The sequence below is a fragment of the Streptomyces sp. NPDC048436 genome (genome assembly GCF_043200355.1).
In the GTDB taxonomy this organism is placed as follows: Bacteria; Actinomycetota; Actinomycetes; order Streptomycetales; family Streptomycetaceae; genus Streptomyces.
In genome coordinates this window covers 700,194-715,335 of sequence record NZ_JBICXP010000002.1, presented here as the reverse complement: position 1 = coordinate 715,335, position 15,142 = coordinate 700,194, and the positions used below count along the sequence as shown (strand labels likewise).

Here is a 15,142-nt window from a genome sequence, read left to right as displayed (position 1 = left end):
GATCAGCTCGTATTGCGGCACTGCGTGGGCTCAACGTAACCTACATACATGTCTGTATGTGGAGTTGGGCGTCGATGACGGCGGGACCGGAGCGTCCTCGCGAGAAGCAGGCGGACCGGCGTGCCCGGACCAGGAGTGCGCTCCTGGAGTCCGCGGCGCGAGGGTTTTCCACGTACGGGTACGGCAATGTGGCGCTCGAACGGGTGGCGGCAGAGGCGGGTTACACGCGCGGCGCTCTCTACCACCTGTTCGCCAACAAGGAGGACCTGGCGCTCGCCGTGGTGCAGTGGGTCGAGGAGACCTGGGCGGCCGAGGTCGGCGGGCCCGCCGCCGATGAGGCCGACCCCGTCGCGTCGCTGCTCGCGATGGGGCGGGGGCACGCCGTCTACTGCCGCCGTGACGTGGCCCGCGTGATGAGGGCGCTGTCGGTCGAGTTCGCCGGGCAGGACCACGCCGTCGGCCGCGCGATCACCGGAGTCCTCGGCCGGCTCGCCACCCAGGTCGCCGACCGGATCGCCGCCGGACGGAAGAGTGGGGCCATCCCGCCGGGACCGCCGCCCCGGGAGGTCGCGCTCGCCTACCTCGGCACCCTCGAAGGCCTGGTGAGCAGCGTCGCCGGGCACGCCCCCCATGACGTCGAACTCGTCGAAAGGGCGATCCGGGGGCTGTTGGGCCTGCCGCCTTCCCGCACGTACAGCGACACGGAGGTTGAGCAATGAGGCTGCCGAAGACCGCGCATACGTCACGCCCCTGGCGCATCCATGAGATAGCCCCCGACTTCCACGTGGAGGACGTGTGGGCGCTGCCCACACCGGGCGGCCCCGACGACCTTCCCCGGCTGGTGGAGCAGACCGTCTCGGGCAACAACTTCCCCGAGGGAGCGCCGCTCATCGTCCGCGTGGTGTGGGCGGCCCGCTGGAAGATCGGCGCGGTGCTCGGCTGGGACCGCCCGAAGGCGGGCCTGGGCGCTCGGGCGGCCTCGCTCCGTGACCGGCTGCCGGACGACATGCGGGAGGCCCCGAAGGGCCCGGAGTCCGCCACGTTCCCGTTCTCCCCGGTGTATCTGCTCAAGGACGAGTGGGCGGCGGAGCTGGCCAACGGCACCGTGCACGCGGTGCTGCACATGGGCTGGGTGCCTGACGAATCCGGCGGCTACCGCGGCCGGATGACGGTCCTGGTGAAGCCGAACGGCCGGTTCGGCGCCGCCTACATGGCCGCGATCAAGCCGTTCCGGCTGTGGATCGTCTACCCGGCGCTGATGCGGGAGATCGAGCGCTCGTGGCAAGCGGGCGCCGGGGGGCAGCCGACGATCTGAGGCCGTGGGCGGGCGATCCGGGACCGTGGGCGGAGTTGGAAGAGCGTGATCTCTTCGGCTCGCCTCAGCGCCAGGAGTTCAGGGGTTACTGTCGCGAGCATGGTCGAACACGATGCCCTCAGTGCCACCCGCGATGCCTACGACGATGCTTCCCTCACCTATGCGCAGCTCTTCCGCGACTCGCTGCGTGACAGCCCGCTGGACCGCGCGATCTTGGGTGCCTTCGCCGAGGTGGCACGTGCGAGCGGGGACGGCCGGGTCGCGGACTTGGGGTGCGGTCCCGGCCATATCACCGCGTATATAGGTGAGTTGGGTCTGACGGCCTTCGGCGTGGATGCCTCTCCCGCAATGATCGAGTTGGCTCGCGAGGCCTACCCGGCCCTGCGGTTCGACGTGGGCTCGATGGCCGCGTTGAACATCGCTGACGGCGTGCTGGGCGGCGTACTCTCACGGTGGTCCGTCATCCACACCCCGCCGCAGGAACTCCCCGCCGTCTTGGCCGAGTTCCACCGCGTGCTGGCGCCCGGCGGCCACCTTCTGATCGGCTTTTCGGCGAGCGAGGATTCCTCTCACCCGACACAGGCCTTCGATCACGCCGTCGCACCTGCCTACCGGTGGTGGCCTGATCACCTCGCCGCGCTGCTGCGCGAGGCCGGGTTGGCCGAGGTGGCCCGGATGGTCCGCGAGCCTCAGCCCACCGACCGCCGGCAGTTCCAGGAGGTTCACCTGCTCGCCCGTAAGGCCTTGGGGATCTAGCCGGGAAGGAAACCGGCCCGGAAGTGTGCGAGGAGCGTGCCCGGTGCGGTGGCGTCCGCGTCCGTCAGGCGGCCCGCCACCCAGAGGAAGAAGTCGTCCGCCTCGGCGTCGATCCAGTCGTAGGACGGGTCGAAGGGGCCGGGATCCGGTGCGGGGTAACGGAGTTCGAGTGCCGTTCCGCACGCTTCCTCGACCGTGAAGCTACGGGAGCCGTCCCGCTCGGAGGCCTGGTGGACCGTCACCGTCGCGCAGTCCCAGCGCAGTTGGCCGTACTGGAACCAGAGGACCGCCTCCGCCGCGAGCGGGTCCGCGTACAGCGCCGCTGCCACCTCCTCGCCCACGTGGACGAAGCCGTGGCAACGGCCGGACGCGGGGGAGACGAGCCCCGTGCGGGGGTCGAGGGCCCACGTCCGGCCGTGGCGGTCGTAATCCTGAAGCAGCATGGAGGTCAGACGCGCGGCGGGATGCCGAGTTCCTTGTCGACGGCGGCGCTGGTGCGCGTGGCCGCCTCGATGACCTTGGCCCAGCTGCCGTACTTGGCGAACTGCTGGTCAGCCGTCGGGCCGAGCGGGTTGCCGTACTTCTCCATGTTCCGCTGCTCCAGGGCCTGTACCGCCTCCGGCGACATCCCGGCACGGGTGATGTCCTTGGCCTCGTTGCGCATGTCGACGAGGACGCGGGCGATCTCCTCGTCGGAGCGTCCTTCCTCGTGCATACGGTCCGCCACCCGCTCCATGGTGTCCAGGAGCCGGTGGTAGCGCAGCCGGACCTCGCGTGCCTGCTCCCGTTCCTCCGGGGTCATCTGCCGGATCAGGCAGACCGCGGCGTCCTTGCTGGTGCACGCCTCATCGAGTGCGGGCGGCGGGGCCAGGATCCTGGTGACGGACGGGGAGTCCGGCGTCAGGGCGTCCGCATGGGCGTGTGCGGGGGTGAGGAGGGTTCCGCTGAGAGTGGTGAGCAGGGGGAGGAGGAAGAGGACCACGAGCCGGGGGAGGAGTCGTGGGCGGGGCGGGGCGGCAGCGGCCATGGGACGGGCACGCACGTAAGAACTCTCCTTCGCCTGGGGGTTGGGGTGAAGGGGACATTACGGCTCGGTCACGGCCCCGGGCGGGTGGCCTTGCGGCGCGTCCGGGTGACGTGCCCGGACCATGGTGGGACGCCCCCGGATCACACTGCGCGCACCCCGCGTCACCGCTCCCCGGCCGGCCTCACCCCGTGGTGGCCGGTCGCAGGCTCAGCGCGTGCAGCGCAAGCTGCATCTCGAACTGCGCCGCCGGATCGTGCAGCCGGTCGCCGAACACCTCGTCCAGTTGCCGCAGGCGGTAGCGGACCGTCTGCGGATGCACGGCGAGGCGCGTGGCCACCTCGCTCGCGTTGTGCCCGCACCGCAGCCAGCACAGCAGGGTCTCCGCCAGGCGCTCCCGCTGCGGCGAGCGCACCTCCTCCAGGGGCAGCAGATGCCGCTGGACGAGCGCGTCGATCAGGGCCTCGTCCTGGAAGAGCAGCAGCGTCGCCAGATGGTCCGCGCAGTGCAGCAGGCCCGCCCGGGGCAGGATGCCGCGCCGGGACAGCTCCATGGCGTCGAGTGCCCAGCGCAGCGAGCGCGCGCCCGCGTGCAGCGCGACCGTCGGGCCGATCACCGCACGCAGCCCCTGGAGGGCGGCGGCGATCGAACGGGCCCGGCCGGGGCCCTCCGGGTCGGGCACGACGACGCAGCCCGGCTGCTCGGAGAAGCGCGCGAGGAACTCCGGCGGCACGATGGGCCGGATGGTCTCCGGAGTGAGGACATGGTCGATGACGACGACGGCCACCTCGCGCGGGATGGACCACTGGGCGGTCTGCGCGAGATCCGCGATGGCCTCCGGGGAGGCGGGCGGATCGGCGGTCAGCAGGTCGATGAGGCGCGAGCGGCGCTGCTGTAACTCGCCCGCCGCGTGCAGCCGGGCCTCGGTGTATCCCGCGGTCGTCGCAGCGGCCATCTCGTCAAGGTGCAGGAACAGGGCCTCGCCGAAGGCGGCGAGCACATGGCGCGGCAGCAGGTCGGCGTCGACGAGGGCGTTGACCCTGCGCCAGGTGACGCGCGCGCCGAGGCGCAGCGCCGACTGGAAGGAGTCGAGGCTGCGGCCCTCGTCGGCCTCGCCCCTGCCGATGTTCTGGTAGGTGGCCTTCACGGACTCCCAGTCGGTGGCCGGGTGGGCCATCCGGGCCAGGAACCCCTCCAGGGCCTGCTCCACGCCCCGGTTCACGACGTGCATGTATGTGTCGTCGGTCGGGCGCGCGTACTCCGGTATCTCCGTGCGGATCGCCCGCACCACCTCCGAGGTGATGTCGTCGAGGAACGGCCTCAGGTGATCGTGGAGGCCCGAGGGAAAGGCCATGAACGCGGCGTACGACTCCTCTGCCGGTCCGCCCGCGGACGCGGACCCGGGTGCGGGGGTGCCCGCCGGCGGTATGCCGGGCGGCAGCGTCGAACCGTTCACCATGGGGTGCTCCCTCTGCGCGCGGGGGACAAAGGTTTGGTGAAGATGCCGCCGCGGGCGCGTGGCGGCCCATCTAGGGCGGACAGACATGATGCTGCCTCCTGCCACCGGCGTGACAAGAGGCAGCGCGTGCGAACTAAGTCACGGCGCAAGGCAGTTGCCGAACTCCGGCCTGCCTTCGAAGCGGTCGCCGAGCCACCTGACGGCGTCGTCCTTGGCCAGCTGATCAGTAGTCAGGTGCTCGCCTGGATAGGTCTTCCACTGGGTGGTGACGCCTGCCGCGCAGTAGGCCTTGCGCGTGGCGTCCTCCGTCTCCGCCGGAATGACCTCCTCCAGCTCCCCGCGGTACTGCAGGACGGGGAAGTCGATCTCGTACGCGGCGCCCGACCCCGCGCGTCCGATGCCGGCGCCCAGCTTCTGCTCGTCGACGATCTGACCCCACGTCCTGCCGTCGGCGCCCTTGAGGGCGTAGAGCTGCTCAAGGCTCAGCCTGTCCTTGGTGTTGTCCTCGATCTTCTGGCCCGCGAGGGTCGAGACCGTGCCGGCCAGGCAGTGTGACCTGGCCTTCTTCAGGGTCTCCTTGCCCTGGTCGTTCATGAGCTCGTCGAACGGCATCTGAGGGTGTGCGGAGGAAAGCCCGAGCACGGCGTCCACCATGAACCCGGCGAACGGGCCGCCGTTGAGCGCCTTGGCGACCACCTTCAAGTCGCCCGGCACACCGCCGGACGCGTCGCCGACGACCTTGAGTTCAGGAGCGTACGTAGCCGCGAGCTGGGCCGCCCACAGGCTGGCCGCGCCGCCTTCGGAGTAGCCCCACAGGCCTACCTTCGTCTTCGGGTCGAGGCCGCTGCCGGGGATGGCGGGCGCGCTGCGCACGATGTCCAGGAGCGCGTGGCCGGCGTCGGCGCCGGAGACGTACGGATGGGTCTGGCCGTCCAGATAGCCCGCGCCGTCCGTCGCGGCGACCGCGTAGCCGGACTTCAGGAGCGCCGCGATGTTCTCGCCCTCGTACGCGTCCTGGAACTCGCCCGCCAGCTGCTTGGAGAACGCGCACTGCGAACCGAGCCCCAGTGTCCCGGGGTTGAAGGCCACGACGGGACGGCTGCCCCGGCCTTTCCACTGCGCCTCCGGCACGGCGACCGTTCCGGAGACCGCGACCGGCCTGCCCGCGTTGTTCTTCGAGCTGTACTGGACCTTCCACGCGCGCATCGGGATGTTGCCCGGCACATGGGGGAGCGCGGTCGGGCGGCAGGCGATGACCGAGCCCGGCTCGGCCGGGGCGGAGCCGGGCACCTGGTAGATCCGCTCATCCGGGGCGTCACATGCCGCAGGCGCGTGCGGAGCCGCCTCCTCAGTCGCGGTGGCGCCCGCCGTCAGGGCCGGTACGCCGAGGCTCAGGCCCGCCAGGGCGACGCCCGCGGTCAGGATGAGCGGCTTCTTCTTCCGTTTCGCTCTTGGCCTGCTGCTGCGCACGGTGTTGCTCCTTCGCTTCGAGGGGGGATCGCGGTGCACGCCGTGAAGCTAGGGACTGCTGACAGGGCGTCGATAGTCAGCGGAGCCACAGCCCGCCGGTCCGCGACTGCGCGGACGGCACAAGTGGCGCCGCGCCCTCGTGCGCCACGATCAGCGCATGACCGAGCCACAGCTGACGGCCCAGGACCCACGACCGTGGCTCCGCTTCTACGCCGCCGGGGTGCCGCACCGCCCGCACCTCCCCGACGTCACCATCCCCGCCCTGCTCGACGCGGCGGCACGCGGCCACGGCCGCCGCACCGGCTTCCGGGGGCTGCGCCGCGCGGTGTGCTCCTTCGCGGATACGTTGCCGGCGCTGGGCATCCGGCACGGCGACCGGGTGGCGTTGGTGCTGCCCAACTGCCCCGGTTTCGCGGTGGCGTGGCATGCGGTGCTGCGGATCGGGGCGATAGCGGTGGCGATCGATCCCGGAGCGTCGCGACAGGCGTGGAGACATCAACTAAGCGACTCAGGGGCGGTGTTGGCGCTCGTGACCGACACCGCCGGGGTGGGGGTGCGTGCGGTGCGCGGTGACACGGGCGTACGTGAGGTCGTCACCGTCCCGCTGGACGGCGCGCTGCCGGAGAATCCTCGTACACGGCCGACCCGGCCGGGGTGGGGCGTACGCGGGCCGGAGCCGGGAGACCCCGCTGTCCTCGCGTACGTCGCCGCCGACGGCCCCGCGGCGGTGCTCACGCACACGAACCTCGTCGCTGCCGCCCAGCAACTTGCCGTCTGGCACCCACAGTTGCGCGACGGCCGGGAAACCGCGCTTGCCGTCACGCCCCTGTGGCGGCCGCACGGGCTGCTGTTCGGTCTGACCGCCCCCCTGCTGACCGGAACCCGAACCGTGCTCCTGACGGCCCCCGAGCCGCAGACCCTCCTGCGCACGGCCCGCCGCCGGAAGGCGACCCTCCTGTCGGCCACCCCCGCGGACTGCCGCCGCCTTCTCCAGCGCCCCGCCCACGAGTTGGAGGCCCTCGCCACGGTGCGGACCTGGCTGTCCGAGACGCTGGACGCGGAGACCGCCGACCGCATCCGGGCCTCGGTCGACGCCGAACTCGTCGAGGGCTACGGCATCCCGGAAGCGGCGGGCGCCGTCCTCGCCAACCCACGCGGCGCCAACGCCCGCCCCGGCACGTCAGGCCTGCCCCTGCCCGGAACCGAGGTGCGCATCGCCCAGGAGGACTCTCCTGGCGTCCAGCTTCCCCCGGGGCACGCGGGCGAACTCCTGGTGCGCGGGCCGCAGGTGTGCCCGGGCTACTGGGGCGACCCGGCGGAGACGGCGCGGCGGCTGCTGCCGGGCGGGTGGCTGCGTACGGGCGAGGTCGCCGTACTGAGCCCCGACGGCTATGTGACCGTCATCGGCGGCGCAGGCGTCGGCCGTGCCTCCGGCCGACCGCATCAGCACGTCACTGACGCACCGGACGACGAGTCCGCCTGATCCCGGAAGGCGTCCCCGGCCGCCGATGCCGGGCGGGCCGCCGCAGCGTGGCGGCGGTGACCACCGCGCCCAACAGGACGCACAGCGCCGCCAGTTGGAGCCCGGTGTCGTAGCCGTCGAGAAAGGCGCTGCGTGGATCGGCGCCGCCGCGCAGCGCGGAGCGTTCCGTGCGGGTGAGGACCACGCCGACCAGGACGACCCCGAACACCCCGGAGATCTCGCGGGCCGCGCTCACCAGACCCGACGCCATGCCGGTGCGCGTGGCGGGGACCTCGGCGACGGAACGCACCGTCAGCGGAGTGGTCAGCGCCGACCCCGCGCCGATCAGGAGCAGCCCCGGCTGGAGATCCCAGTACCCCGCGTGCAGCCCCGTCCCCGACACCCACACAAGGCCGCCCGCGACCAGGACGAGCCCCGCCGCGATCGACCAGTGCGCCCCCACGGCCTTGGCCGCACGCTCGGCGAACGGCGTCGTCACGAGCAGCGCCCCGGCCAGCGGCAGAAAGGCAAGGCCCGCCTTGGTGGGGGAGAAGCCGAGCACTCGCTGGAGGTAGAGCGCGGTGAAGAAGAACACGCCGTTGACCCCGATGCCCCACAGGACCTGCGCCGCCGCGCCACCGCTCAGTGAACGGTTGCGCAGGAGTCGTAGATCCACCAGCGGCAGGAAAGTGCGCGACTCGACGACGAGGAACGCGATCCCGGTGGCTGCCGAGAGCCACAGGCAGAGCGGCACGGGCGGCGTGCTGAAACTGTGCTCCCCGCCCCTGACCAGGCCGTACGTAAGGAGGAAGAGCGAGGTAGCCGACAGCGCAACGCCCGGCAGATCGAGGAGCGGCAGCAGGCCGTGCCGCACGCGGGTGACGGCCCGCGGGACCGCGGGCACCAGGAGCAGGGCGAGCACACCGAAGGGGACGTTGAGCAGGAACACCCAGCTCCAGTCCCACCGCTCGGTGACGTATCCGCCCACCACGGGTCCGAGCGCCAGCGCGACGGCCAGCGCCGCCGTCCACAGACCGACCGCCATGGCGCGCCTGCGGGCGGGCAGATCGGCGGCGACCACCGCGAGCGAGGCCGGGATGACGAGCGCCGCACCCACGCCCTGGACCGTACGTGCTGCGATGAGCGTCCCGCCGCTGTCCGCGAAGGCGGCCGCCGACGAGGCCACGGTGAAGACGACGATCCCGGCAGCGAGGACCGCGCGGCGGCCGAGCAGATCCGTGAGTCGGCCACCGGCCGGGAGGAGCGAACCGAAGCTGAGTACGTAGCTGGTGGCGACCCACTCCAAGTCGGTGACCGTCAGGCCGAGTTCACGCTGCACGGTCGGCAGCGCGACGTTGATGACGGTGTTGTCGAGCGTCGTGATGAAGCCGGCAAGGGCGAGCATCGCCAGAAGAGCGGTCAGCCTGCCCCGGCCCACGTACGGCTCCTCTCGATCCTCGATGCCCGGCCCTCGACCCTCGGCCACTTCGTTCCTCTGTCGCGATGCGGTTCCGCTGCCGGATTCTCCGGGGCACGGCCGGTCGCCGCTGCTGCCCATGGCGCCGAATCCGGCGCGGCGGCTTGTCAGGGAAGTGACAGAGGGTGTCAGACGATCTGTCAGCAACTCGTCTTACTCGCGGGTCAGTTCGAGGCGGAACCTGGTGCACCGCTCGTTCCGGTCCCCGCGCCGTCCAGTTGGAGCCGCCATGTCCAGCCCCCAGCCCCTCCAGCCTCCCGAAGGCCCGCTGCCGAGACTGCTGACCGATCACTTGGCGCACTGGGCCGAAGACCGCCCGCACCAACGCGCCTTCACGTACGTGGCGTTCCCCGAACCCGCCTCCCCCGGGCTGCACCACACGCTCGGCTGGCGAGGCCTTGACGCCCGCGCCCGAGCGATCGCAGGGCGGATCGCGGCCGACGCGGGGCCCGGCGACCGGGCGGCCCTGCTGCTTCCGCAGGGGCTCGACTACGCGGCGGCGTTCCTGGGGTGTCTGTACGCGGGAGTGATCGCCGTACCGCTGTTCAGCCATGAACTGCCGGGTCACGACGGCAGGTTGGCGGCCGTGCTCGCCGACTGCGAGCCCGCGTGCGTACTGGCCGACGCGAACACCGCCGTCGGGGCCGAGCGGTTCATGGCCGAGCGGGGACTGCCGCCGGTGCCGGTCCTTGTGGTGGACCGCCCTGCCCGGACGCCGCCGGGCGCGCTTCCGGAGCGGCTCGAACCGGACGACATCGCCTACCTCCAGTACACCTCCGGCTCCACGCGCAGCCCGGCGGGCGTCGTGATCAGCCACGCCAACGTGGTGGCCAACGCCCGTCAGGCCATCGAAGCCTTCGCCGCCGACGCGGAGCACAACACGACGGTCGGCTGGCTTCCGCTCTTCCACGACATGGGCCTCGTCCTGAGCGTGGCCGCGCCCGTCGTCGGCGGCTTCCCTTCCGTCCTCATGGACCCGGTGGCCTTCCTGGAGCACCCGGTGCGCTGGCTGCGCCTGCTCGCCGCCTACCCCGGGACGATCAGCGCGGCCCCCAACTTCGCCTACGACTACTGCGCCACCAGGGTCGACAGGGACGAGGCCGCCGAGCTGCGCCTCGACCGCGTCAAGGTCCTCATCAACGGCAGCGAACCCGTACGCCAGGGCACCGTCGACCGCTTCCGCGACGCGTTCACCGCCGCGGGACTTCCGCCCGAGGCGCACTGCCCGGCGTACGGACTGGCCGAGGCCACCGTGTTCGTGACGACCGACACGTTCACCGAGCCACCCACGGCCCTCGCCTGCGATCCGCTCGGCCTGACCCAAGGGCGCCTGGAGACACGGGAGTTCACGGATCCGGACGCGACCCGCCTCGTCTCCTGCGGCACACCGGCAGGGCAGGAGCTGCGCATCGCCGACCCGGACACCGGCGCCGCGAAGAGACCCGGCGAGGTCGGGGAGATCCTCCTGCGCGGCCCCAACGTCGGCCGCAGCTACTGGAAGCGGAGCGGCCTCTCGGAGGAGGTGTTCGCCGTTCGCGCACCCGAGGAGACGGGGGAGGACGGCGCGGCGGGATGGCTGCGTACGGGTGATCTCGGCGCGCTCCACGAGGGGCGGTTGTACGTCACCGGGCGGCTCAAGGACCTGATCATCGTGGACGGCCGCAACCACTACCCACAGGACATCGAGGAGACCGTCCAGTCGGCCGTCGACGTCGTACGGCGGGACCGTCTCGCCGCGTTCCGCGTGCCCTGGACAGGCACGGAGACCGAAGTCCTTGTCGTGGTCGCCGAGTACCGGCGCGGCGCCGAACCCACGGAGCGTGACGTGCTCGCGGCCCAGCGCGGCGCCACGGCGGCCGTATCGGCCCGCCACGGACTACGCCTCGCCGAACTGCTCCTGATCCCGCCGGGCTCGCTGCCAAGGACGAGCAGCGGCAAGGTCGCCAGGGCGGCGGGCCGGGAGCGCTATCTGGCAGGAGCCTTCGGTGGGCCCGTCCTGAGCGGTACGGAGAAGGCGCGATGAGGGACGCGGGCCGAGCGGAGGTCCGGGCGGTGATCGTGGAGAGCCTGAGCGCTTGGTACGGGCTGGCGGCCGAGGATGTCGCCGACGATCGGCCCCTGGCGGAGCTGGGCCTCACCTCGCGTGACGCGGTCGTCCTGACGGCGCGCCTGAGCGACCTGGCGGGGACCAGGCTGCCCGCCACGCTGCTCTGGGAGGCCTCGACGATCGGCGCGCTCACGGAGCGGGTGGCGCGGGGCGAGCCGGAGCACGGTGGCGCGCCCGCCGGGGAGCCCAACAGGACGCCGACATACGGCAGTTCAAAGGTGGCGGTCGTAGGCGTCGGCTGCCGGTTACCCGGGAAAGTCGCCTCGCCCGGCGACTTCTGGCGGCTCCTGAGCGAGGGCCGCGACGCCGTCGGCACGGTCGGCGACGACCGCTGGGCGCCCTTCGTGCGGGAGGGGACGCGCCTGCCGGACGACCTCAGCAGGCACGGCGGTTTCCTGGGCGACGGTTCCATCGACCCCATCGCCGGCTTCGACGCCGAATTCTTCGGCATCGGCGCCGACGAGGCCACCGCCATGGACCCGCAGCAGCGGATGCTCCTCGAAGTCACCCGCGAAGCCATCGACCACGCGGCACTGCCCGTGTCCGGGCTCGCGGGCACGCGCACCGGGGTCTTCGTGGGGATCAGCGGCAACGAGTACGGCCATCTGACCACCCAGGACCCGGAGTCGGTCGCGTCCTGGACCCCGCCGGGAGCGGCCCTGAGCATCGCCGCGAACCGTCTCTCCTACCTCCTGGACCTGCGCGGCCCGAGCATGGCGGTGGACACGGCGTGCTCCTCCTCGCTCGTCGCCGTGCACCACGCGGTACGCAGCCTCGGCGCGGGGGAGAGCGACCTGGCCCTCGCCGCAGGCGTGAACCTCCTCCTTTCCCCCGCGGTGACCCTCGGCTTCCAGCGGGCGGGCGCGCTGGCCGCCGACGGCCGGTGCAAGGCGTTCGACGCGGCGGCCGACGGCATGGTGCGCGGCGAGGGCTGCGGGGTCGTCGTCCTCAAGCGCCTCACGGACGCCGAGCGTGACGGCGACCGCGTCCTGGCGGTCATCGAATCCACCGCGGTCAACTCGGACGGCCGCTCCAACGGCCTCACGGCGCCCAGCGCGGAGGCCCAGCGCACCCTCCTGGAGCAGTGCCATACCGCCGGGCCCGCGTCCGTGGACTACGTAGAGGCGCACGGCACCGGCACGGCTCTGGGCGACCCGATCGAGGCGTCCGCGCTGTCCGCAGCACTCGGCTCGGGACAGGGGCGGGCCGCCGACCAGCCCCTGCTCATCGGCTCGGTGAAGACGAACATCGGCCACCTGGAGGCGGCGGCGGGGATAGCCGGACTCATCAAGACGGTCCTGGCACTGCACCACGACGAGATCCCGCCCCAGCTGCACTTCACCGCCCCGGGCCCGTACGCCGACCTGGACGCCCTCGGCCTGCGCGTCGTCACCGGGCCCGAACCGTGGCCCCGCTACTCGGGCACCGCGAGGGCGGGAGTCTCGGCGTTCGGCTTCGGCGGCACCAACGCGCACGTCGTCCTCACGGAACACCGCGTACGGCGCGGCGCGCGGACCGCCGACAAGGGCCCCGCGACGGTCCTGCTCGACGGCATCACCGAGGACCGGGTACGCGCGTACGCGGGCGAACTGGCCCAGTGGCTCGCGAGCCCGGCCGCCCGCTCCGTCCGGCCCGCGGACCTGGCCCGCACCCTGGCGGGCCGCACGGGCCGAGGCCGCCACAGGGCGGCGGTCGTGGCCCGCGGCCGGGAGGAACTGACCACGGCACTGGCCCGCTTCGCCGGGCGGGAGCCCGACGGCCGGGTGGTGGTGGGTGCGGGGTTACGGCCTTCGGCTGGGGGCGGCTCGGGCGGCGAGGGCGCGGCACCCCCGCCGGGAGTAGAGCTCTCCGCAACAGGATCCGGCGCCGTCTGGGTCTTCTCCGGGTACGGCTCCCAGTGGCCCGGCATGGGCAGTGAACTCCTCGGCGCGGAACCGGAGTTCGCCGCCGCCGTCGACCGGATCGAACCGCACCTGCGCGAGCACGCGGGTATCTCCCTGCGGGACTGCCTGGCCCCCGGCGCCGATCTGACCTCGCCCGCCGTCGTCATGCCCGCCCTCTACGGCATCCAGATCGCCCTCGCCGAGCTGTGGAAGTCGTACGGCTTCGAGCCCGTCGCCGTGATCGGTCACTCCATGGGAGAGATCGCCGCGGCCGTCACCTGCGGCGCCCTCGACCCGGCCACCGGCGCGCGTGTCGTCGCGATCCGTTCGCGGCTCCTCGCCGGGCTCACCGGGGGAGCCATGGCAGTGGTGGACCGGCCGGGCGGACACATCGCCGACCTCGCCGCCGACTTTCCCACGCTCCAGGTCGCCGTACACGCCTCGCCCGCGCAGAGCGTGGTCACCGGCTCCGCCGACGACGTCCGCGGTCTCATCGACCATGTCACCAGGGACGGCGGCTTCGCCCGTTCCCTGCACGTCACCGGCGCCGGGCACTCACCCGATGTCGATGCGCTGCTCGACGACTTCGCCCGGGAGCTCGGTACCGTACGGCACGCGCCGCCCGGCATCCCCCGCTACTCCACCGTCCTGGCAGACCCGCGGGACCCCGCACCCTGTGACGCCGAGTACTGGATGGCCAATCTGCGCTGCCCGGTCCGCTTCACCCAGGCGGTACGCGCCGCCGCGGACGACGGCCACCGCCTGTTCGTCGAAGTGGCCCCGCATCCCACCCAGTTGCACCCGCTGACCGAGACGCTGCGCGCCGCGGGCGCCGCCGAGGGCTCGTTGATCCTTCCCACCCTGCGACGCGAAAGCGACGACGCTCTCACCTTCCGTACGTCCCTCGCCTCCCTTCTCGTACGAGGAGTTCGCGTCCCCGAGCCGCGCCAGATCCTGCATCCAGGCGCCCGGATCGTCGACGCCCCCACACCCCGCTGGCGTCACCGCCGCTTCTGGGCGGGAGAGGCGCCCGGGCCGCACGCGACGCCCCGTCACGTACCGGCCGCCACCCGCGACACGAGTCCGCTCGGCCGCCTCCGCGTCTGCGTGGCCGAGGTGATGGGCTACACCCCCGACCGCATCGACGCCGACACCCCCCTCACCGACCTGGGCCTCGACTCACTCACGGCGGTACGTGTCCGGACCGCGGTGGAGCGGGAGTTCGGGGTCGCCGTGGAGCCGGGGTTGCTGCTCAGGCAGGCGACGCTGAGAGGGGTCGCGGAACTGCTGCCGGGGCTTCGAGAGACCCCCGCCCAGGGAAGCCGAGCGCCCCACGCGGCGGAGCCGCACAGCGCACCAAGGGGGAGGGCGGGAAACAAGTCCCTGCGTACCTTCCCCAGCACCGGCACCCGATCTCCCCTCTTCCTGGCCCATGCCGCAGGCGGCACCTCCGAGGTGTACGCGCGCCTCGCCGAACGTCTCTCCGCATCCCGCCCCCTCTACGGCTACGACAGGTCGGAAACCCCGGAAGACGTCCAGCCCCGCGCGGCGGAATTCGCGGACCGTATCCGCGCCGTAAGCCCCAACGGCCCCTGGCTGCTCGGGGGCTGGTCCTACGGCGGTCTCCTGGCCCAGGAAACCGCACGGCTCCTCACCGGCCACGGAACCGTCGCCGCCCTGGTCCTCCTCGACGCCGTGCTTCCCCTCCCCGCGCCCCTCGACCTGACCCCCGTAGAGGAGGCGCACCGCCGCTACGCGGACTTCGCCGCGTACATCGACCGCACCTACGACACACACCTCGCCCTCCCCTACGAGGACCTGGCACGCGGGGACGACGCCGAACAGATCGCCCTCGTCATGAAGCTCCTGGAGCAGGCGGTCGACCTGCCCAAGGCCGTCCTGGACCACCAGCGCACCTCGGCCCTCGACCTCCGCAGCGGCGAACGGCACACGCCCGGCCCCTACGACGGCCGGACGCTCCTCTACCGGGCCACCGAGCCGGCCCCGCACACCGTGCGCGACGCCCGCTACGAGCGGGACGACGAAAGCCTCGGCTGGGACGCCCACTGCACCGACCTCACGGTCGTCCCGCTGCCGGGCCACCACCTGTCCCTGCTCGACCCCCCGGTCGTGGACACGCTCGCGGAACTCCTGACCCGCGACCTGCCCGACGTCTGACCTGCCCGAGA

At 72.5% G+C, this 15,142-nt stretch carries 11 protein-coding genes; 6 read left to right on the top strand and 5 right to left on the bottom strand.

What is annotated here, in order from left to right; all coding sequences use genetic code 11:
• Positions 1-74 precede the first annotated feature (74 nt).
• The 3 genes from ACGFX9_RS09655 (at position 75) to ACGFX9_RS09645 (ending at position 2,071) form a co-directional block, all read left to right on the top strand.
• A complete protein-coding gene (locus ACGFX9_RS09655; protein WP_393467364.1) occupies positions 75-719 on the top strand; it encodes a TetR/AcrR family transcriptional regulator in 645 nt (214 codons plus the stop codon).
• Positions 716-1,315: a DUF2867 domain-containing protein gene (locus tag ACGFX9_RS09650; protein ID WP_393467361.1), complete on the top strand. Its 600-nt coding sequence runs from the start codon at positions 716-718 to the stop codon at positions 1,313-1,315. Before ACGFX9_RS09655 ends, ACGFX9_RS09650 begins: the two co-directional genes overlap by 4 nt.
• Positions 1,316-1,414: 99 nt before the next feature.
• Entirely contained in the window at positions 1,415-2,071 is a 657-nt protein-coding gene (locus ACGFX9_RS09645) for a class I SAM-dependent methyltransferase (protein WP_393467358.1), read from the top strand.
• Here ACGFX9_RS09645 and ACGFX9_RS09640 read toward each other — a convergent pair.
• The 4 genes from ACGFX9_RS09640 to ACGFX9_RS09625 all read right to left on the bottom strand — a co-directional run bounded on the left by ACGFX9_RS09640 (position 2,068) and on the right by ACGFX9_RS09625 (position 6,024).
• Positions 2,068-2,514: a hypothetical protein gene (locus tag ACGFX9_RS09640; RefSeq protein WP_393467355.1), complete on the bottom strand. Its 447-nt coding sequence runs from the start codon at positions 2,512-2,514 to the stop codon at positions 2,068-2,070. The two genes, ACGFX9_RS09645 and ACGFX9_RS09640, sit on opposite strands and share 4 nt — an antisense overlap.
• Before the next feature lie 5 nt (positions 2,515-2,519).
• A complete protein-coding gene (locus ACGFX9_RS09635) occupies positions 2,520-3,113 on the bottom strand; it encodes a hypothetical protein (RefSeq protein ID WP_393467352.1) in 594 nt (197 codons plus the stop codon).
• Between the two features lie 166 nt (positions 3,114-3,279).
• Positions 3,280-4,554 carry a helix-turn-helix domain-containing protein gene (locus tag ACGFX9_RS09630; protein WP_393467349.1) on the bottom strand — a complete coding sequence of 425 codons (1,275 nt, stop codon included), beginning with the start codon at positions 4,552-4,554 and terminating at the stop codon, positions 3,280-3,282.
• Between the two features lie 138 nt (positions 4,555-4,692).
• Positions 4,693-6,024 carry a lipase family protein gene (locus ACGFX9_RS09625; protein WP_393467346.1) on the bottom strand — a complete coding sequence of 444 codons (1,332 nt, stop codon included), beginning with the start codon at positions 6,022-6,024 and terminating at the stop codon, positions 4,693-4,695.
• 157 nt (positions 6,025-6,181) lie between these two features.
• On the opposite strand from ACGFX9_RS09625, the gene ACGFX9_RS09620 reads away from it, so the two are divergent.
• Entirely contained in the window at positions 6,182-7,507 is a 1,326-nt protein-coding gene (locus ACGFX9_RS09620) for an AMP-binding protein (protein ID WP_393467343.1), read from the top strand.
• Here ACGFX9_RS09620 and ACGFX9_RS09615 read toward each other — a convergent pair.
• Positions 7,476-8,924, bottom strand: coding sequence for an MFS transporter (locus tag ACGFX9_RS09615; RefSeq protein ID WP_393467340.1), 1,449 nt, complete (start codon positions 8,922-8,924; stop codon positions 7,476-7,478). The two genes, ACGFX9_RS09620 and ACGFX9_RS09615, sit on opposite strands and share 32 nt — an antisense overlap.
• A gap of 268 nt (positions 8,925-9,192) precedes the next feature.
• Between ACGFX9_RS09615 and ACGFX9_RS09610 the strand changes: the two genes are divergently transcribed.
• On the top strand, positions 9,193-10,986 hold the full coding sequence (locus ACGFX9_RS09610) for a fatty acyl-AMP ligase (protein WP_393467337.1): 1,794 nt from the start codon (positions 9,193-9,195) through the stop codon (positions 10,984-10,986).
• Positions 10,983-15,131 carry an acyltransferase domain-containing protein gene (locus tag ACGFX9_RS09605; RefSeq protein ID WP_393467333.1) on the top strand — a complete coding sequence of 1,383 codons (4,149 nt, stop codon included), beginning with the start codon at positions 10,983-10,985 and terminating at the stop codon, positions 15,129-15,131. Before ACGFX9_RS09610 ends, ACGFX9_RS09605 begins: the two co-directional genes overlap by 4 nt.
• The last annotated feature ends 11 nt before the right edge of the window (positions 15,132-15,142 follow it).